The 20,390-nt window shown below is 62.9% G+C and carries 13 protein-coding genes and 1 pseudogene; 5 read left to right on the top strand and 9 right to left on the bottom strand.

What is annotated here, in order from left to right:
• Nucleotides 1-18 precede the first annotated feature (18 nt).
• The 4 genes from LPJGGPFB_RS00300 to rocF all read right to left on the bottom strand — a co-directional run bounded on the left by LPJGGPFB_RS00300 (nt 19) and on the right by rocF (nt 5,277).
• Nucleotides 19-1,797 (bottom strand): methyl-accepting chemotaxis protein, encoded by a 1,779-nt coding sequence (locus tag LPJGGPFB_RS00300; protein ID WP_173418217.1) that lies wholly within the window; start codon nt 1,795-1,797, stop codon nt 19-21.
• 445 nt (nt 1,798-2,242) lie between these two features.
• Entirely contained in the window at nt 2,243-2,722 is a 480-nt protein-coding gene (locus tag LPJGGPFB_RS00295) for a chemotaxis protein CheW (RefSeq protein ID WP_025425030.1), read from the bottom strand.
• A gap of 297 nt (nt 2,723-3,019) precedes the next feature.
• On the bottom strand, nt 3,020-4,225 hold the full coding sequence (gene rocD / locus LPJGGPFB_RS00290; RefSeq protein ID WP_173418216.1) for an ornithine--oxo-acid transaminase: 1,206 nt from the start codon (nt 4,223-4,225) through the stop codon (nt 3,020-3,022).
• A 128-nt stretch (nt 4,226-4,353) separates the two neighbouring features.
• A complete protein-coding gene (gene rocF, locus LPJGGPFB_RS00285) occupies nt 4,354-5,277 on the bottom strand; it encodes an arginase (RefSeq protein WP_173418215.1) in 924 nt (307 codons plus the stop codon).
• A gap of 139 nt (nt 5,278-5,416) precedes the next feature.
• Here rocF and LPJGGPFB_RS00280 point away from each other — a divergent pair, with 139 nt between their 5' ends.
• A complete protein-coding gene (locus tag LPJGGPFB_RS00280) occupies nt 5,417-5,851 on the top strand; it encodes an Lrp/AsnC family transcriptional regulator (RefSeq protein ID WP_065780784.1) in 435 nt (144 codons plus the stop codon).
• A gap of 112 nt (nt 5,852-5,963) precedes the next feature.
• The gene (locus LPJGGPFB_RS00275) at nt 5,964-6,461 is read left to right on the top strand and encodes a VOC family protein (RefSeq protein ID WP_173418214.1); all 498 of its coding nucleotides are present in this window, start codon (nt 5,964-5,966) and stop codon (nt 6,459-6,461) included.
• 36 nt (nt 6,462-6,497) lie between these two features.
• Here the strand turns inward: LPJGGPFB_RS00275 and LPJGGPFB_RS00270 are convergent, their stop codons facing one another.
• The gene (locus LPJGGPFB_RS00270; RefSeq protein ID WP_173418213.1) at nt 6,498-7,289 is read right to left on the bottom strand and encodes an APH(3') family aminoglycoside O-phosphotransferase; all 792 of its coding nucleotides are present in this window, start codon (nt 7,287-7,289) and stop codon (nt 6,498-6,500) included.
• Between the two features lie 305 nt (nt 7,290-7,594).
• On the opposite strand from LPJGGPFB_RS00270, the gene LPJGGPFB_RS00265 reads away from it, so the two are divergent.
• Nucleotides 7,595-8,680 (top strand): MerR family transcriptional regulator, encoded by a 1,086-nt coding sequence (locus tag LPJGGPFB_RS00265; RefSeq protein WP_173418212.1) that lies wholly within the window; start codon nt 7,595-7,597, stop codon nt 8,678-8,680.
• 139 nt (nt 8,681-8,819) lie between these two features.
• Here the strand turns inward: LPJGGPFB_RS00265 and LPJGGPFB_RS00260 are convergent.
• From LPJGGPFB_RS00260 to LPJGGPFB_RS00245, 4 genes and pseudogenes are all read right to left on the bottom strand, one after another.
• Nucleotides 8,820-11,657 (bottom strand): annotated as a pseudogene (locus tag LPJGGPFB_RS00260) (translocation/assembly module TamB domain-containing protein); the annotation flags it as partial.
• A 1,450-nt stretch (nt 11,658-13,107) separates the two neighbouring features.
• A complete protein-coding gene (locus LPJGGPFB_RS00255) occupies nt 13,108-15,021 on the bottom strand; it encodes an autotransporter assembly complex protein TamA (protein WP_173418210.1) in 1,914 nt (637 codons plus the stop codon).
• Between the two features lie 279 nt (nt 15,022-15,300).
• Nucleotides 15,301-16,530 carry an MFS transporter gene (locus LPJGGPFB_RS00250; RefSeq protein ID WP_173418209.1) on the bottom strand — a complete coding sequence of 410 codons (1,230 nt, stop codon included), beginning with the start codon at nt 16,528-16,530 and terminating at the stop codon, nt 15,301-15,303.
• A gap of 239 nt (nt 16,531-16,769) precedes the next feature.
• Nucleotides 16,770-17,027, bottom strand: coding sequence for a YMGG-like glycine zipper-containing protein (locus LPJGGPFB_RS00245; protein ID WP_065780791.1), 258 nt, complete (start codon nt 17,025-17,027; stop codon nt 16,770-16,772).
• A 429-nt stretch (nt 17,028-17,456) separates the two neighbouring features.
• Between LPJGGPFB_RS00245 and LPJGGPFB_RS00240 the strand changes: the two genes are divergently transcribed.
• A complete protein-coding gene (locus LPJGGPFB_RS00240) occupies nt 17,457-17,945 on the top strand; it encodes a (2Fe-2S)-binding protein (protein ID WP_173418208.1) in 489 nt (162 codons plus the stop codon).
• An 83-nt stretch (nt 17,946-18,028) separates the two neighbouring features.
• The gene (locus tag LPJGGPFB_RS00235) at nt 18,029-20,377 is read left to right on the top strand and encodes a xanthine dehydrogenase family protein molybdopterin-binding subunit (protein ID WP_173418207.1); all 2,349 of its coding nucleotides are present in this window, start codon (nt 18,029-18,031) and stop codon (nt 20,375-20,377) included.
• The last annotated feature ends 13 nt before the right edge of the window (nt 20,378-20,390 follow it).

Below are 20,390 nucleotides of genomic sequence, written 5' to 3'. Positions count from 1 at the left end.
GGGGTGCAGGGATTGCGCTCAGAAATTCTGCCATCCGTCGTTCGACGGGGCGGCGGCAAGGGCTTGTCGTTGTCCGCCGCGCATGCCGCGGGCGGTGGCGTGCAGGCGGGTTGCCTGCTGGCGCTCGTCGGCGTGTCGTTCAACCGGCACCGTCTCCTGGCCGATCTGGAACTGCCTGAGCAGGGCATGGAGGGCCTCTGCTTCCCGCGACATGTTGTGGCTCGCGGCGGTGCTTTCCTCGACCATGGCGGCATTCTGCTGGGTCGCCTGATCCATGGAGTTGACCGCCTGGTTGATTTCCTTCAGCCCCGTCGCCTGCTCGCGGGCTGCCTCGACGATGGCCGAGACGTTGAGGTTGATCTCCTGAACCTGGACCAGGATTTCTTCCAGCGCTGCCCCCGTCTGCCCGACAAGCGATACGCCGTTCTTGACGTGGTCGCTGGAGGTGGTGATCAGCGCCTTGATCTCCTTGGCGGCCTGGGCCGAGCGCTGGGCGAGCTCGCGGACCTCCTGGGCGACGACGGCAAAACCCTTGCCGGCCTCGCCGGCCCGCGCCGCTTCGACGCCGGCATTCAGTGCCAGGAGGTTGGTCTGGAAGGCAATGTCGTCGATGACACCGATGATGTTGGAGATCTCGCGTGAGGATTGCTCGATCTGGTCCATCGCACTGATGGCGCTTTTGACGACGCTGCCGGAGCGTTCGGCTCCCGCCTTGGTCTTGGCGACCAGCCCGCCGGCCTCCTCGGCGCGGCGGCTGGAGTCGGCGACTGTCGTGGTGATCTCATCGAGGGCGGCTGCGGTTTCTTCCACCGAGGCGGCCTGTTGCTCCGTGCGTTTGGAGAGATCGTCTGCGGCCGAGCGGATTTCGCGCGCTCCGGACGCGATGGCGTTGGCATTGTCGCCGACGGTCTGCATCGCCCGACAGAGCCGATCGATTGCGTCGTTGAAATCGGTGCGCACCGCTTCCATGCTGGGAACGAAGGGCGTCGGCAGGCTGTGGGTGAGATCGCCTTCGGCAAGCGCCTGAAGGCCGACGCCGAGCGCCTTGATCGCGCCCATGCGCTCGCTGACATCGGTTGCGAACTTGACGACCTTGTAGACCTTGCCGTTCGTGTCGCGGATCGGATTGTAGGCCGCCTGGATCCAGATCTCCTTGCCGCCCTTGCCGTAGCGCACGAATTCGTTGGAGATGAACTCGCCGGCGGCCAGCTTCCTCCAGAACTCGGCATATTCACTGCCTTGCACGTAGGTCGGGTCGCAGAACATGCTGTGATGCCTGCCTTGAATTTCCTTCAGACTGTAGCCGAGTGCGTTGCAGAAGTTCTCGTTGGCCGTGACGATCTCACCTGAGGGGGTGAATTCGATCACTGCCTGCGATTTCGAGATGGCATCGAGCTTGCCGCCATCCTCATTCGCCTTGATCTTGGCGGCGGTGATGTCACTTGCAAATTTCACGACCTTGTAGGGTTTGCCGTTGTGAAAGACCGGGTTGTAGGTCGCCTGGATCCAGATTTCGCGGCCACCCTTGGCAAAGCGCCTGTAGGCATTGGCGTCGTACTCACCCCGTCCGAGCCGGGTCCAGAAATCACGATACTCTTGCGTCTGCACATAATCGGGTGCGCAGAACATGCGGTGGTGCTGGCCAACGATCTCTTGCAGGGTGTAGCCGAGTGCCTGGCAGAAGTTTTCGTTGGCCGTCAGAATTTTTCCCGTGAGATCGAACTGGATCATGGCTTGCGACTTTGACAGCGCGGCGACGATCTGGCGTGAATCCAGACTCTGTCCGAAAGAGAACATGATTACCCTCTGATTTGGTTCTTGTTGTTTCAAGCGGAAAGCCGGGACTCGTTGCTTGCGGTGTCGACAGGGCATGCGGGGCCGAAAGCGGCGCAGGCTCCGGGGACAAGGACAAATGCCGGCATGCCGAAAATTGTCTGGTCCGTCGTCCGCCGGCCCAATCAGGGTCAGCGTTTTCTTGCTGCGAGGGGAGTTCGAACTCGTGGGCGTTCATGCCCATGACGTCTTGCTGATGCAATCTACGTTAGTATTATGGTTATTAAGTAGATGTTAAAATAGCAATTATCAGTTTTTAGTTGTGAAAATTCGCATACTATTTCTGGGTTGAATTAGCAACTTATCGTTTACGAATCGCCCGCGGCGACTTTGAAGTCGGACCAAGCGGACAAAAAAAGCCGCCTTGCCCAGCGGCAAAGCGGCTCCGATACGGTGACCTGCCTGTTGCTTAGGCGGCCATTTCCTCGACTTCGCGTTCCTTGAACATGCGGGCGAGGTTGAGGAAGCAGATCATGCCGTTCTCGTTGGCGATGATGCCCTCGGCAAAGCTCTTGTCGAAGGAGGCGGTAACTTCGGGAACCGGTTGCACCTGGTTGCCCTGGACGGTGAGGATGTCGGAAACGCGGTCGACCACCAGGCCGATCACCATGTTGTGGACTTCCGCAACGACGATGGCGCTGCGCTCATTGGCCGTGGTCGATTTCATGCCGAGCTTGTGGGCAAGGTCGATGATCGGGATCACGGTGCCGCGCAGGTTCATCACGCCGATGACCTCAGGCGGCGAATGCGGGATCGGGGTCGAGGGGGCCCAGCCACGGATCTCGCGGATCGTGGTGGTCTTGACGCAGAATTCCTGATCGTGGAGGCGGAACGCGATGATTTCCAGCGTTTCGCCGTCGAAACCAGCCGTCCTGAGTGTGCTTGTCATCGAAGGTCCTTCCAGCTTTCCGGTCGACGCCTTAAGGCGCGACACCGCCAAACTCGTTACATCTCCGTGCGGTGCGGTCGCGGCTGGCGCGGCCATTGAGCCGATGGGGAGCGTTTTCAAAAGTCCGCCGACGACATCCGGCGGGGCGCAGCTGCATCATGCGCGGAGGAACCGCTTTGCGCTTTGGGAAGGGACTATAGGCCGGGATTCGTTAAGACTTGCTTTTGCAAGTGCTTAAAGACATTGCGCCCCGGTCGATGCCGGGGCGCAAGGAAAAGCGAATTCGGTAGGAAGGGATCAGGCCGAGGCGAGGACCGTTGCGAACTGTTCGACGGCCCAATCGACCTGCTCGGCGGTGATCACCAGCGGCGGCGCGATACGGATCGTGTCGCCATGGGTGTCCTTGGCAAGGATGCCGAGTTGCTTCAGCGCTTCGCAGTACTTGCGGGCGCCACCCGCTTCCGGCACCAGCTCGACCGCCAGCATCAGGCCGCGGCCGCGCACTTCCTTGATGATGTTCGACCGGATGTCGGTCAGACCCTTCTGGAAGCGGTCGCCCATGCGCGCCGAGTTCTCGATCATGCCTTCCTCGGTGAGCGCCTTGAGCGCCGCGCGGGCAATGGCGCAGGCGAGCGGATTGCCGCCGAAAGTCGAGCCATGCTGGCCGGGCTTCAAGACGCCGAGCACTTCCGAGTTTGAAAGCACGGCCGAGACCGGATAGAAGCCGCCCGAAAGCGCCTTGCCGATCAGCGTCACGTCGGCCTCGATGCCCTCATGTTCTTCGGCAAGCAGCTTGCCGGTGCGGCCGAGGCCAGTCTGGATCTCGTCGAGGATCAGCGTGATGCCATGCCTGGTGCAGAGCTCGCGTACCGCCGGGAAGTAGCCGGGCGTCGGGACCAGCACGCCGGCTTCGCCCTGGATCGGCTCGACCAGGAAGGCGACGGTGTTCTCGGTGATTGCAGCGCGGAAGGCGTCGATGTCCCCGAAGGGCACGACCTTGAAGCCGGGCGCGAACGGGCCGAAGCCGGTGCGCGCGTCCGGGTCGGTCGAAAACCCGACGATACCCATGGTGCGGCCATGGAAATTGTTGGAGCAGACGATGATCTCGGCCTTGTTTTCGGCCACACCCTTGACCTCGTAGCCCCACTTGCGCACGGCCTTGACGGCGGTCTCGACGGCTTCGGCGCCCGAGTTCATCGGCAGCACCTTGTGCGAGCCGGTGAGCGCTGCGATCTCTTCATAGAAATGCGCGAGCTGATCGTTGCGGAAGGCGCGCGAGGTCAGCGTCAGCTTCTGCGCCTGCTCCATCATCGCCTGGAAAATCTTCGGATGGCAGTGGCCCTGGTTGACGGCGGAGTAGGCCGAGAGGCAGTCGAGGTAGCGATTGCCTTCCATGTCCCAGACATAGACGCCTTCGCCGCGCGAAAGCACGACGTCGAGCGGCTTGTAGTTGTGTGCGCCGAGCCGGTATTCGGTTTCGATCAGGTCTGCCGTGGTGTTCATCCGTCGTCCTCCGTTATTTTTCTACAGCGCCGCGCGTCTGATCGGACGCGCAAAGGTCGCCGTAGCACTTTGATTTTCTGCATGATTTTTCCTTGAAACCATTTCGTTTCAAGGAATTCTGCAGGGGCTCAGGCGCTGCGGGTCGGGCGGTCAAGGACGCGGCGGCCGAAAAGGCTCGCGGTCAGCTCGACCAGGACACGCGCGCTCTTGCCGCGATCGTCGAGGAAGGGGTTGAGTTCGACGACGTCGAGGGAGGAGACGAGATCGCTTTCCCAGAGCATTTCCATGATCAGGTGGGCTTCGCGGAAGGTGGCGCCGCCGGGAACGGTAGTGCCGACACCCGGTGCAAGCTCGGGATCCATGAAGTCGACGTCGAGGCTGACATGCAGGAGGCCGTTGGCCGAGCGGACTTCATCGAGGATATGACGCATGATGTGCGCCATGCCGAGTTCGTCGACCGCGCGCATGTCGTAGACGCGCACGCCGTGTTCGGCGATCTCTTCGCGTTCGCGATCATCGACCGAGCGGATGCCGACCTGGAAGACCTTGGTCGGATCGACCATCGGCCTGTCCGCCGGCAGGATCGGGGTGAATTCTGCCTGGCCGCAGAAGAAGGCGACCGGCATGCCGTGCATGTTACCGGACGGCGACGTTGCCGGAGAGTTGAAGTCGGCATGGGCATCGAGCCAAAGCACGAACAGCGGGCGGCCGACTTCGGCGGCGTAACGCGCCATGCCGGAAACGCTGCCCATCGAAAGCGCGTGGTCGCCACCCAGAATGATCGGGAAATGGCCCTTGCGAACGGTGTCGTGGACGGAATCGTGCAGAGCGCGGGCGAAGGCGGCGACGATCTGCAGGTTGTTGGCGCCTGCATGATTGGCGAGGTCGCGCGCCGGCAGCGGCTTGACGTCGCCCTCGTCGTAGACCGTGTGACCGAGGTCGCGCAGAACGGTGTCGATACCGGCAATGCGAAGCGCCGTTGGGCCCATGGCCGCGCCGCGTCGTCCAGAACCTTCTTCGATGGGTGCGCCGATCAGCGTGATGGTGGTCATATCAGCCCGTTCCTTCCTGGTGATTCCCGTGAGTTGCGCGGATTATCGTCAAAATGCGTGACAGCAAAAAGATGGAAAACTGTCGAATAGAAGGATAAGATTGGCATATTGCCAAGTCCGATTTTACAAAGTGAGAGCTATGGACGACCTCGATCAGGCGCTGATCAGCGCCTTGCGACAGAATGCGCGCTTGCCGGTTTCGACGCTTTCGGCGCGCACCGGCGTGTCGCGCGCAACCGTTGCAGCCCGCATCGACCGGCTGGTTGCCAATGGAACGATCGCTGCCTTCACCATCCGCACCGGATCCGAAATCCCGGCCTCCGGGGTGCGCGCCGTGGTGATGATCGAGGTCCACGGCAAGATGGCCGACCGGGTCGCCGAGCAGTTGCGCGGCCTGCCGCAGGTCAGGGCGCTGCACAGCACCAACGGCCGCTGGGACTTCATCGCCGAACTCGAGGATCGGGACCTGGTGTCGTTCGACGAGACCTTGAGACGGATCCGGCTGATCGACGGCATCACCGTGACGGAAACCAACATCCTGTTGAAAACGAGCAAGCTGACGGGTGCATTCTAGCCGTTTTGGGCACGCCAGGCGGCATGCGAAAAGCATCGCCGCGAGTCAATTGTTCTTGCTTTGTTCTCATGTTTATATATGATGTGCGCCTCACCCGAGATTGGAGGATGTCATGGTCATCAATGGCGGCAGGCTGGCCGATCGGCAGATCTGTGTGAAGCTTTTTGTCAGGCATGGCGATGAGGACCGCGCCATTGCCTTTTATCGCGATGTGCTGGGCGCCGAACTGATACAGCGCCACGAGTGGCCGAGCGGCATCCTGACAAGTGCCGATCTCAGGATCGGCGAATCCGTCTTCCGGATTGCCGGTGCCAATCCGCGCCGTGACGCCGAGCCGAAGCTTGGCGGGCCAAGGTCGCCGCACGCGCTTGGGACCACGGCAGTCATTCTCGAACTGCATGTGAAGGACGTCGACCGGGTCATCGGGCGGGCGATCGGGGCGGGGGCTGCACTCAGGAACCCGGCCGAGACGCTGTCGACCGGCGACCGAGTCGGCGCTTTCATCGATCCGTTCGGCCATATCTGGGCGCTGTTCAACGCCCTTGAGGACGTCGACCTCGCAGATGCCGATATCGTCGACCTGAACGTTGAGGCCCGCGACGCCGCATAGGCGGCGCGGGCCATGCCGCGTTTGTTTTCGGTGCGTTCAGAAGAACTCGTCGAGAAGGCAATAGAAGTCGAGTTTCTCGGGATCGGCGCGACGGACGCCGTAAAGATCGAGAAACGGCTGGACCCATTCTTCCCCGAGATTATGAGCAATGCTGCGGCAGGTGAGCGCAAGATCCTGATAGGGATCGGCAACGCCCAGACGACTGCAGTCGATGAAGCCGGCGAAGCGACCGTCCCGGGCGATGACGTTTGGCAGGCAGGCGTCGCCATGGGTGACGACCAGTTTTCCTTCCTGCGGGATTTTGGCCTGAAGCTCGACGAACAATTCTTCAGCGGTCTTGCCAAGCCGCGCCTCATCGAAATCGGTCACATCGACCAGGTCCGCCTCGGCGCGCAGCCTGGCGATCGCGATGCGTGCGCCGACCCGGTGATCGAAGGGGCACGCTTCGGCGTCAAGCGCATGCATGCGACGCACAGCTTCGGCAAGCAGGACGACCTGTTCTGACGCAGCAAGGGTGCTCGAGGCGAGGTCGACGCCATCGACCGCCTCCATCAGCAGCCAGTTCCGGTCTGCGTACACCTCGCGGGCGATGACGCGCGGACAAGGCATGCCCTGCTTGCCCAGCCATTCGAGCCGCGAAGCCTCGTCGACGAGCTCGTCGAAGGGACTGGACTGCTCGACCTTCAGAACCAGAGGAGGGCGAGCTTCGGCGTCGAACAGGAAGACGCTCGATGCCGACTGGCCAAGGCTGTCCATTCGCCAGGAATAGCCGTTGAGCAGCGGTGCGAAACCTGGCGGAAGATCGATATCGGGAAGCTGAAAAGACAAGAAACACCTGAAATCATGCGTTGTGCTGAAAATACAGAGGAGAGCTCTGCGCGTCCTCTCGGACGTACGGAGGTCTTCGTAGCATCGTGAAACTGTGCATGTTTTCAACGCTAAACCCGATTGGGCTCAAGGCATGAAAACATGCAACGGTGGCGGGAGGGCATGTAGGGACGGGATTGTGCAAAATCCATGTCGGCCGGGTCGGAATGCGTTCATTCTTGCCGCAATCTCGATGCAACCCGCACAAAATACCGCTTGAGCCGAACCTAAGGTCATACCTTAGAAGACGATTGCAGGAGGCTTTCATGAGCGACAAGCGAAACCGTGACCACCTTTTGACCGCGGCCGAATGCGCCGAACGTCTCGGCCTGACGGTCAGGGCGCTGCGCGTCTATGAAGACCGCGGTCTGATCGCGCCGCGCCGGACGGAAAAGAACTGGCGGCTCTATGGCGGTGCGGAGATTGCACGGTTGACCGAGATCCTCGCCCTGAAGCGTCTCGGCCTCAGCCTGACCCGGATCACCATTCTGCTTGCCGGCACCACGCCGGATCTCGGCCAGACGCTGAGGATCCAGCAATCCGCGCTCGTCGATCTGCGCGACCGGGTCGAGCACAGCCTGTCGCTGGTCGGCGCTGCGCTCAAGAAGATCTCGAGCGGCCAGGCGGTCTCGATCAGCGAACTCATCACGCTTGCCAAGGAGACCAGGATGACCGACCTATCGCCCGACACCGTCGCATGGCGGCGCTACGAGCAGGCACGGCCGCGGACGGAAGTTCGCTTCGAGCCCGAAAAACACGGCTCCGTTGTCGGCGACTTTCAGTTCGAGACCGGCGACGTGCTTAGCATCACCCGGCGCGACGGCGGGCTGTTGGCTCAACTGACCGGACAGAGCGCGATCGAGATCTATCCCGAAGCGGACGACCTGTTTTTCTACCGGGTCGTCCAGGCGCAACTTTCCTTCACCCGTAACGACCGGGGTGACGTGGAAGGCGTGGTCCTGCATCAAGGCGGTTACGAGCAGACGGCGAAGCGCATCGACGAGAGAAGGGCGCGCGCTGTTGCCGACGACCTGGAGAAAAGGGTGAAGGATAAGATCCCGTTTCCCAACAGCGAGGCATTGCTTCGCCGCGTCATTGCCGAGCATCAGCGCGGCGAGCCCGATTACGACGCAATGCTGCCAGCACTTGCGGCAGCGGCGCGTGAACAGGCACCGATCGTCAAGGCAGAACTCGACCGTCTGGGGACGTTGCGGAGCGTCGCGTTCAAGGGTGTGCTGCAGGAGGGGTCCGACGTCTATGATGTGCGGTTCGAAAAAGGAACGCTCGAATGCGGCCTGACGCTCGCCCCCGATGGCAAGCTCAGCGGTATCTACTTTCGCCCCGGGCTCTGACGCTCGACGACAGCATCGCCTTCCGATGACGAACGGCACCAATGAACAAACCCGCGGATCGATAGCGAACCGCGGGTTTGTTCATTGGTGGTGAAAGCAGGCGCAGCTACAGCCGAGGCGGCGTCGGTGACGTGCCGCCTCAGTATTCCTTTTCGAAGAAGATACCGCCTGATGCCGAGCCGTCGCCGGCGGCGGAGCCCTTGAGCTTGACGCCCTTGCCAACATCGAGATTGATCACAGCCTTGCTGGAGCCTGAGTCCGAACCCTGCTGCAGTTCAATGTAGGTGCGGTCGTTGAGATATTTGCCGGCCCTGACCGAGGCGCCGCCGTTCTCGTCGGTAGTGACGTCAAGATCGTCGACGCCGAGCTTGTTGCGCAGACCGTCGAGCAAGGAGGTCGAACCGCCACCTGCCAGCTGGCTGACGGCGGAGGCAAGCTGAGCGATCTGGAAGGCCGAGAGATTGGACAGCGAGCGGTTGAAGATCAGCTGCGCCAATATTTCATCCTGGGGCAGGGCGGGTGAGGACGAGAAGGTGATCTGCGGGTTGTTGGCAAGACCGGCGACATTGACGGTGATGGTCGTCGCGCCGGAGGTCGAGGTCGCCTTGAGATCGAGCGTCGGAATCAGGTCGCCACCAAAGCCGATGGTGCCGTCGGTAAAGGTCAGGCGCTTGCCGAGAATTTCGAGGCGGCCGCGGCGCATCTCGAAACCGCCAGATATCGTCGGCTGCACGGCTGTCCCGCGGATGGTCAGATCGCCTCCGAGTTCGGCATCGATGCCGCGGCCGCGCACGAAGACCTGGTTGGCGGTGACGCCAAGGTTGAAGGCAATGACGCCGCTGGCATTGGCGCCTGCCGGCCGCTCGTCCCTGCGCAGGTCCCTTGCCATCTGCTTCACCTTGGGCGGAGCATTCCTGTGCTTGATGTCGATGGCCGAGAGCGAGGTCGGCAGTTTCTCCGGAATGGTGATCGCCGCCCTGCGGATCGTTACCCTGCCGCCGAGCGTCGGCGTGGCGACCAGTGGACCCGTCAAGGTCATCTCGCCGGCGAGCTGGGCGTTGAACAGCGTGCCGTCGACATAGCTGGCGTTGTTGAGCCGGATCGTCAGGTTGGCCGGGAAGCCGGAGCCGGCAACGGTGCCGACTGTACCGGTGACCTCGACCGAACCGCCGCTTGCAAGGTTGGCGGAAAGCCTGGAGATCGTTGCCTGCCTGCCGTCGAGCGCCACGTTGGCCGTCAGGTTGTTGAGTGCAAGGTTGCGCCGGACGTCGACGAGGCGTCCGCCCGACGTGGCGATCGTGCCGGCGATCTGCGGCGCCCTGGCCGAACCTGATATCGTGAGATCGACGGTGGCCTGGCCGGTCAGCGTGAAGCCCTGTTCGGCCATCAGGTTGGCAATGAGCGCGAAGGGTACGTTGCCGTTGAACCTCATTGATATCGGCATGTTGCCGCCGATGTCGACATTGCCGCCGCCCCTGAAGGAGAGACCGCCGGCGCCTGACAGCGTGGTGTCGAGCGTCACGCGATTGTTGACGAACCTGCCGTCGGCCGAAATATCGAAGGCGCCGACCCCTGCGCTGCGCGCTGCGGCCAGCGAAGCGCCTGACCATCTCAGGTTATAGGCGACGACCGGCGCTGCTGCCGTTCCGTCGACGTCGACGGTGCCGGCGATCGTGCCTTCCGCGCCGAGATTTGGTGCAAAGGCGTTCACAAGGGCCGCCGGCAGGGCGTTGAGCTTCGCGGTGATATCGAGCCTTTCGCCGGCGGTGCCGCTGACCGCGATCGTGCCCCTCGATGCCTGGACCGTCAGAGCATTCAGGCGCACGGTACCCTTCTCGATCGCAATCACGGTCGGTGCCGCGAGCTTCAGGGCAATCTGCCTCGGCGTTGCGCCGAAGGAGGAAAGACGGATTTCCGTGCGGCCGTTCGAACTCGTCAGATCGCCCTTGGCCGTCAGCGGTCCGCCGTCATATCTGCCGTCGATGGCAAAGCCGGTCTTGCCCGCTTCTTGAGTGAAATTGAGGCTCAAGTCGGAAACCCGGTTGGGCCCTTGCGCAATCGTCTCCGCCCGCACACTACCTCTGATCGCCAGCGCCGAGAGATCGGCAATGGTGATGTCGGCCGTCGGCTTGGCGATCGTCAGATCGTTGCGCTTGATGCCGCTGCCGCCGGCCTTGAGCACGATGGAGGTGATGCCGTTGGTCGTCTTGATCGCGGCCGATCCGGAGAGATCGCCGGACGCCTTCTGGCCCGCCATGGCGGCAAGCAATCCGAGATCCGGAAGCTTGAACTCGACGGTGCCATCCGGCTTGAAATCCGGCGTGAAGCTGATGGCGCCGTTGAGCGTGTTCTCACCGATCCTGGCTTCTAGCACCGGGATCGATGTGCGACCGTCCTTCGATACGACGTCGGCGCGTACGTCGATCGGCTGGCCGTCGAGCGCACCGGTTGCGGTCAGCTTGGCCTGCGGGCTGCTCTGGTTCGCGGTGGCGTCGGCCTTGATCGTCAGGTCGCTCAGCGTGCGACCGGCGAGTGTCGCGCCGCTCGAGGTCAGTTCCGCCTTGATGCCGAGTTCGGAAAGCGGTCCGGTTACGGCGGCGGTGAAGTCGGCCTTGCCCTTGGCATCGGCGAGCAGCTTGCCGAGATCCGGCAGGGCGCCCTTGAGGTCCGCGGTCAGGTTGCCACCGGCGAGCGCCACGGAGCCTGTGGCTTCGATGGTCCCGGATTTCAGGTCGATGTTTTCGACCGTGACGCTGCCGTCGGCACCGGTCGTGAGACTGCCCGCAATCGCGATCGTGCCGTCGAACTTCGCTGCGGCTGCCGGCGGCAGGGCGCTTGGCACCGTGAAGAGCTTGAAGGTGGCAGCGACCGTGTTGGTTTCACGGGAGAAGGCGCCCTCGACCGTACCGCCGACGCCGGGGCTTTCGATCGTCACCGGATTGAAGGCGATGCTGTCCGTGGCAACAGCGATGTCACCGACGATCTTCATCGGCGCCTGGACCAGTCGTGCGAGATCGGCATTGTCGAAGCCCGCCTGGCCGACCTCGACGGTCGTCTTGATCGGGCCCGTCTGGGTCGCGAGGTTGAAGCCGTCGCTTTGAGCAGAAAGCTTGACCGCGCTGAGCGCCACCTCCGGCAGTGCGACGGAGGCGACATCGGCGGCGATGTCAAGGATTGCCGACTGCGCGTCGCCGATCAGCGACAGGTTGACGGTGTTGATCAGCGCGCGGGCTTCGCCCTTTTCCAGCGGCCAGCGGAAATCGATCGCGCCGTTGGTGCCGGCAAGGTTGGCCTGCAGATTGTTGTCGCCCTTGCTGTTGAACGTGCCCGACGCGCTAAGTGCGAGCGCGCCGGTCGAGATGGTGCCCTTGTCGACGCGCACCATTCCCTTGCCGTCGAAGGCGGTGGCAAGATCGATGCTGGTGCTGCCCTCGAACATTGGCCGAAGCGCCGGCGGCATCAGCGAACCGAAGCCGCCGCCACCGGCGAGCGTCAGCGTGTGCATGCCGTCGGTCGTCTGCACGTGGCGACCATCGAGCTTGAGGATCTCGGTGCCGTCGAGCGCCGCCGTTCCAGTCCCGGCCCAGTCCGAAAGGGGGCCCTCGCCTGTGACCGTTATGTTGACGGCGGGTTCGTTCGGCAGACGCAGGAGCTTGGCCAGAACGCCGTTGGCGGGCTCGTTGACCGTTGCTTCCAGTTTCAGCTCGTTGCCGGCCGGATTGAACACGATGTCGGCCACGGCGCGGGCGTCCGGCCGATCGCGCTGCGCCGCGGTTATCGCGAGTGCGATGCTCTCGTTGGTGGCATTCACCTTGCCGCTGGCCGTCAGGAACTGGTCCTCGCCGGCGATCGCCTTGCCGATGACAATTTCCCTGAGGTCGATCGCATCGATCTTGACGTCGACCGGCAGCGCGAAGGTCGAGCGCACTTCCTTGGTTTCCGTCGAAGGCACAGGCAGGCGCTCGACGCGGATGGAGCCGGCCGAGAGCGCCGCGGCGTCGAAGCGGAAGGAGAGAAGGGCCGCGGGCGACCAGTTGAGTGAGAGGTCTCGAACCTCCGCGTAAATGCCCTCGCCATCGAACAGCGTCACGCTGCCGGCGGTGAACTTCCCTGTCAACAGCGGGCTCGGGTCGGAAATCCGCACGATCTGGTCGGGAGTGGCCGCATACTTTTCGATCGCCCAGGCGACAAGGCGGGCGCCGGGTGTCGTGAAGCCGACGAAGGCGACGAGGAGAAGGGCTGCGACCGCGAGAGCGCCAAGCACGTAAAGGCCATAGCGCAGCGTCGCGCGAAGAAAGCGGACGACCTGATTCATGAACTACCCATAACGCAACTTGCGTCGCTGCGGAATCTTTGCCGGCGGAAACTCCGGGCGATCGGGCTAAATTTACCGCCCACGCATGGAAATCGGTCGAAACCGTCTGGATTCAGAAGGACTGACCGATACCGGCATAGATGCCGTAGGTCGTGCCGCCAGGATATTTGTTGAGCGGCATGGCCACATCGAGACGGATCGGCCCGAACGGCGTCTGGTAACGAAGGCCGATGCCGGCGCCGGCGCGAATGTCGGAGAAGTCGGGCGTGGTGCTCGCCGATACCGTACCGGCATCGATGAAGGGAACGATGCCGATCGTGTCGGTGATGGCGATGCGTGCCTCCACCGAAGCGTTGACATAGGAGCGTCCGCCGGTCAGGTCGTTGCTGGCATTGCGCGGGCTGATCTCCTGATAGGAATAGCCGCGCACAGAGCCGCCGCCGCCGAGATAGAAGCGGCGGTTGGCGGGAATGTCGGCCAAGCCGTCGCCGCCGACCAGAACGCCCGCGCCGATCTTGCCGGCCAGAACGAACCGCTTCTCGTCACCGAGAGCGTGATAGCCCGAAGCGGTTGCCTCGAAGGATGAGAAGAAGGTCTGGCCCTTGATCTCGTAGCTCGGCTTTGCGTTGATCAGCGCACGGTAGCCTTCGGTCGCGTTCAGCTTGTCGTCGCGGGTGTCGCGCACGTATTCGAGCGGAACGGCGGCCGTCAGGTAGGAGTTGGAGCCGAAGGCGTCGTCGATATCCGCCCAGCTGAGCTCACCGCCACCAGAAACAGTATCGGTCGGCGACAGTTCGAATGTTGCCCCGGCCGCTCCGGTCAGGATCTTGGCACGATAGGCATCCGGATCCTGAATGTTGGCCTTGAGGCTGGCGGTGAAGGTCGAGGTTGGACCGAAGGCGCCGGGCTTGGCAAAAAGGATGCCGGCGGAATAGTCGAGCTTGTCGAGCTCCTGGGTCTCGCCGATACGGTCGATCGAGCCCTCGATACGCAACGATTCGGCTCGGCCGAACAGATTGCGGTGTCCCCAATAACCGGAAAGTCCGAGGCCGTCCGTTGTCGAGACCTGGGCGCCGAAGCCGAAAAAACGGTGCTTGCCCTCCGACACCTCGATCTTCATCGGGATCGAGCCATCGGGCGAAAGGGTGCCCGCTTCTTTGATGGTAACGCTCGAGAACACGCCGAGCTGGCGCAGCCGCTCGGAGGCTCTGCGGATGTCCTCGGGCGAATAGGGCCGACCTTCGTTGAGCCGCGAAAAATCGCGCACGAAGCCTGGATCGACGGTCTTGGTTCCGGAAACGCTGACTTCGCCGACCGGTGCGACCGGCCCACCTTCCGCTGATATCACCACGTCGACTGTCGAATCTGCATGGTCGGCAACGACGCTGCGCTCGGTCAGTTTGGCAAACGGCCGCCCCTGTTCGCGCAGGTCGTTGACGACTTTTTCACCGGCCCTGATGATCAGCGTCGAATCTGCGCGTGCGCCAGGTACGAGATCGTAGTCGGCGGGATTGAGGCCGGCGGCATCACCATCGAACTTGACCGAACCGAGCGTAAACACCGGGCCCGGTTTAACGGTCACAGTGACGGGTACGGGCTGGCCGTTGGGGAAGGAGGGATCGGGCGGCAGGCTGTCAAGGTTCTGGCCGTTGATCTGGATCGCCACGGTGCCGCCGTAGCGCGCCTTCTCGTAGAGTGCCGCCAGCAGGCGGTCGCGGTCGTCGCGGGCGCGGATCGCAAGGCCAAGGTCGCCGGAAACCGGTTTTTCCTGGCCCTGAACCAGCTGCGAGCTGTTCTCCAGCGCCTCTTTCAGTTCCTTGTCATCGGTGCCTGGGTCGAAGGTGAGGGTGTAATTAACGGGGTCGATGACCTGCGCCTCGTCCTCGTCGCCCTCGAAAAACTTCATGCCGAAAATCTTGAACGCGTAGGCTTTGCTCGCGGACATGGGGCCAAGCGCGCACGAGGCGGCAACTGCGAGCGCAGTCGCTGCCTTCCAGTACGCAATACTCGACCGTGGTGGGGACATTCGCTTCCGCATCCCGTCTTAAGGCGACCCAATACAAACTGCCTTCTATGCGGCGGGGTCACTATTGCATGCCTAAGGTTTTCCATCTGTTAACGATGACGGCGCTCGGCATCCACCCCTGAGGCCCAGATTCCGGGTCGATTTCGCTGAAAAAGACCCGGAATGTTGTCAGCGCAGCACAAAAACCTGGCGCGGTAGTCGAGACGGCGGTTGCCGTGGACGTCTACCGGGTGATGCTTGCCGTGCATCGGACGGTCGCATCGAGGCAACACGACAGGGTCAAGCCGGTTCAGGCAGCGCCCGTAACCTCGGAACCTGCGAGGCGATGATGACAAGAAACTGGATGAAGAAACCCACTGTTGCGACCGCCAGGCAAGCCTCGACGCCATAGTGGGTGGCGACGATGGCGCCAAGCGCTGCGCCAACCGGCCTTGCGCCGAATGTCGCCGTGGTGATGAAGGCTGAAACTCGACCCAGCATCGCGTTCGGGGTGATGGCCTGCCGGAGCGTCAACGTGGCGATCGACCAGAGAACCGGTCCCGCACCGAACAGAAAGAAGCTCAATCCCGCAAGCGCGCCATGGGGGAACCAGATCGTCAGCAGCATGACGACGGCTGCGAGCAGACCGCCAAGCGGACCGAGCGCGATCATGACGCCGAACGGAATGCGGCGCGCAATGGCGGGGGCGGCATAGGCGCCGATCATCATGCCGGCTCCATAGATGCCGAGCGTCACGCCGACACCGGTTGCCGTCAATCCGAGTGTGCGGACGGCATAGGCGACATAGACCGCCTGCAGCACGAACCAGGATGTGTTGAAGACGATTGCGGTCACGAGGATTGGCCGCAGCAGCGTATGGCCGGCAAGGAAACGCGCGCCTTCAACAAGGTCATGAAGCAGATCGCGCCGTGATCGCGCCGACTGCTTCTGTTCGCTGAGGCCGGCAAGCAGGACGACGGCGAGAAGGGAAAGCGTGGTCGCCGCGACATAGGCAAGCGACGCGCCGGTCCAGGCGACGATCGCCCCGCCGATCGCCGGCCCGCCGGAATAGGCGAGGCTGCGGGCAAGCTCCAGCCAACGATTGGCATCGGCAAGCTGCGCGCGTGGGACGATCGCCGGGATCAGTGCCGGTGCGGCAACATTGTAGCAAACCGTTCCGATCGCCCCGACGAAACCCATGATCGCCAGAAGTGGCAGCGTGAGGAGGCCGCTTGCCATCAAAACCAGGGTGGCGACCAGCGACAGGGCGCGCAGCATTTCCGAAAGCACCATGAGCGTTCGCCGCGAGGCGCGATCGACGAGCAGGCCAGCCGGAATGGACAGCAGCAGAAACGGCAGCGTCTGGGCCATCTGCAGCCAGCCGGTTTCGGCAGGGCCGGCCGAAAGCAGAAGGACGGCGGCAAGCGGCGCTGCCGCCAAGGCGATTTGCTCGGAGAATTGGGCAAAAAGGTTGGACCAACCGATGCGTTTGAACGCGGAGGGTAGGGCGGCGGCAGGCGGTTTGGGCATGGAGAGGTCCTCGAACATGGTGTTTCGAGGCACCTGACAGAATTGCGTTGCCGCCGGCCACCCGGTTCCTGCGCCAGCACGTTTGATGGGTTGCCGGGCGAGAAAATGGTCTGCAGATCGACGATAGGGGCAGAAACGAAAAACCCCTCATGGCGGGAACCATGAGGGGTGATGATGTTACGCCCTGACGGTCATTCGACGTAGGGCATCTTGTCGATGCGATCGACCGTCCGTGCGGCTTAGCGCGGGCAGGAGTCGATGTAGCGGCGGCCGTAACGGTCGCGGTAGTAGCACTGGCCCGGCTGTTCGGTGACATTGCCGATGACCGCGCCGGAGACCCCACCGATGGCAGCGCCGACAGCTGCACCACGGACGTCGCCAGTGATCGCGCCGCCGATGATCGCACCCGAGACGGCGCCGATGCCGGCACCCTTTTCAGTCTGGGTGCAGCTCGCAACCGACAAGGCAACCAGCACAAGTGCGATGGCTTTCTTCATTGTTCTCTCCGATCTCTACGGATCTCAGCCTGTCGCCTCGTCCGTCCCTTGAGTGATTGGCAAAAAGACGGCTGTCTTTCTCCACCTGAACTTGCAATTGCAGAAAATAAACCGGCCGCTGTGAAAGTCTACAGGAGGTCCGGCGGATTCTCTTCGCCGCCAACATAATGATATCGTTCCTGAACGGGACATGAAGGCCTCATTCCGGCAAGCGCAACCATCACGGAAATTTTTTATCGTGGCCGGCCTTCGGGCGGTTGCGACATTCCAAAAAAAGACAATGATACAGACAAGCCACGGGGACGCGGAGGAGCGGGCCACGAGGCGAAGGGCATCGATAGCAGTTGGCGCGTTTCCAGAAGTCGCGTGAACAGATCATCACCCGGCTTCCCGCGCTCGTGTTGGCATTGACCCACCCGGAGGAGCGAAATGGCGAAAATTACAATGACGGTCAACGGCCGTCAGGTGAGCGGTCAGTGCGATGACCGAACGCTGCTGGTGCATTTCATTCGCGAGAACCTTGGACTGACCGGCACGCATGTCGGCTGCGACACGTCGCAATGCGGCGCCTGTGTCGTCCACATGGATGGAAAGTCGGTCAAGAGCTGTTCCACCCTCGCCGCGCAGGCGGCGGGCTCTGACATCACCACCATCGAAGGCCTGGCCGCAAACGGCGAGCTGCATCCGGTGCAGGCGGCCTTCAAGGCCAATCACGGCCTGCAATGCGGCTTCTGCACTCCGGGCATGGTGATGACGGCCGTCGACATGATCCGCCGGCATGGCGGGCAGCTCGACGAGGCGACCGTTCGCGCCGAGCTCGAAGGCAATATCTGTCGGTGCACCGGCTACCACAACATCGTCAAGTCGATCCTGGCGGCGGCAGCCGAAATGGGCGGTGCCCGCGTCGCTGCCGAATGACATCCGGCCCGCGGCGATGACTTCTCGCCGCGATCACATTTCACCGCAGGAGTTTCGCTGGATATCTCGGGAGGAGATCGGCAATGGGCGTTGAAGGTATTGGCGCGCGGGTGGCGCGCAAGGAAGATAAGAGGCTCCTGACCGGCAAGGGACGTTACACGGACGACATGTCGGTGCCCGGCATGAAATATGCGATCTTTGTGCGCAGCCCTTATGCGCATGCGAAAATCAGGTCGATCGACGCGACTGCGGCCAAGGCCATGCCCGGGGTGATCGGCGTGCTCGACGGCAAGCAGCTGCTCGCCGACGGCATAGGCAATCTCATCTGCGGCTGGATGATCCATTCCAAGGACGGATCGCCGATGAAGATGGGCGCCTGGCGGCCGCTTGCCCACGAGACGGTGCGTTATGTCGGCGATGCAGTCGCCATCGTCGTTGCCGACAGCGTCGCCGAGGCGAAGGATGCGGCGGAAGCCGTCGTCGTCGACTACCAGGAACTGCCCGTCGTCACCGACGCGACAAAGGCGCTGGAACAGGGCCAGCCGCAGCTGCACCCGGAGGCGCCAAACAACCTGATCTTCGACTGGCAGATCGGCGATCCCGCCGCGACCGATAAGGCGATTGCCTCTGCGGCCCATGTGACCGAGATCACCATCCACAACAACCGCCTATCACCGAACCCGATGGAGCCGCGCGCGACGCTCGGGATCTATGACGGCGGCGACGAGCACTACACCTGCTACACGACCAGCCAGAACCCGCATGTGGCGCGGCTGGTGATGAGCGCGTTCTACAATGTTGCCCCGGAAAACAAGCTTCGTGTGATTGCGCCCGATGTCGGCGGCGGCTTCGGCTCGAAGATCTACATCTATCCCGAAGAGATCGTCTGTCTGTGGGCCTCCAAGCGCACCGGCGTGCCGGTGAAATGGACGTCCGACCGGACGGAAGCGTTCCTGACCGACGCCCATGGCCGCGATCACCTCTCGAAGGTGAAGATGGCGTTCGACGCCAACAACCGGATCATTGGGCTGAAGGTCGACACGGTCGCCAATCTCGGCGCCTACATGTCGCTGTTCTCCTCGGCGGTGCCGACCTATCTCTATGCGACGCTGCTCTCAGGCCAGTACGACATCCCGGCGATCCACGCCAATGTGCGCACGGTCTACACCAACACCGCCCCGGTCGATGCCTATCGCGGCGCAGGTCGGCCGGAAGCGACCTATCTCCTGGAACGCACCATGGAGACGGCGGCGCGCGAACTCGGGGTCTCGCCGGCGGAACTGCGGCGGATCAATTTCATCCGCTCCTTCCCGCACCAGACGCCCGTGATCATGAACTACGACGCCGGCGACTACGATGCCTCGCTCGATGCGGCGATGAAGGCCGCCGACTGGAACGGCTTTGCTGCCCGCAAGGCGGAAGCAGCCGGACGCGGCATGAAGCGCGGCATCGGCATGAGCTGCTACATCGAGGCCTGCGGCATCGCGCCGTCGGCGGCTGTCGGCTCGCTCGGCGCCGGCGTCGGCTTGTGGGAATCGGCCGAGGTCCGGGTCAATGCCGTCGGCACGATCGAGGTGTTGACCGGCTCGCACAGCCACGGGCAGGGGCATGAAACCACCTTCGCCCAGCTGGTCGCTGATCGTTTCGGCGTGCCGATCGACAGCGTCAACATCGTGCACGGAGACACCGACAAGGTGCAGATGGGCATGGGCACCTACGGCTCGCGCTCGGGTGCCGTCGGCATGTCGGCGGTGGTCAAGGCGCTCGATAAGGTCGAAGCCAAGGCGAAGAAGATCGCCGCCCACCTGATGGAGGCGGACGAAAGCGACATCGTCATCGAGAACGGTGAGCTGAAGGTCGCTGGTACCGACAAGACGGTGCCGTGGTTCCAGATGGCGCTCGCCGCCTATACCGCCCACAACCTGCCGCCGGGCATGGAGCCGGGGCTGAAGGAGGGCGCCTTCTATGATCCGGCCAACTTTACCTTCCCGGCCGGCTGCTACATCTGCGAAGTCGAGGTTGATCCGGAAACCGGCGTGACGAAGATCATCCAGTTCGTTGCGGCCGATGATTTCGGCAACATCATCAACCCGATGATCGTCGAGGGGCAGGTGCATGGCGGGCTGGCGCAGGGTATCGGCCAGGCGCTGCTCGAGAACGTTCACTACGACCCGGAAAACGGCCAACTGCTGACGGCGAGCTACATGGACTACGCCATGCCGCGCGCCGACGATCTGCCGTCGTTCAAGGTCTCGACCTCGAACACGCCCTGCCCGAACAATCCGCTCGGGATCAAGGGCTGTGGCGAGGCCGGCGCCATCGGCTCGCCGCCGGCGCTGATCAACGCCATCACCGATGCCATCGGCAATAACCGGCTGACGATGCCGGCGACGCCGCAGAAGGTGTGGGCCGCCGCCCACGCCGCCAACTGAACGGGAGGACGCG

The organism is Ensifer adhaerens (assembly GCF_013283195.1).
Lineage (GTDB): Bacteria > Pseudomonadota > Alphaproteobacteria > Rhizobiales > Rhizobiaceae > Ensifer > Ensifer adhaerens_G.
Note: the sequence above shows the minus strand (reverse complement) of the source record. Positions and strands in the feature narration are given on the sequence as shown.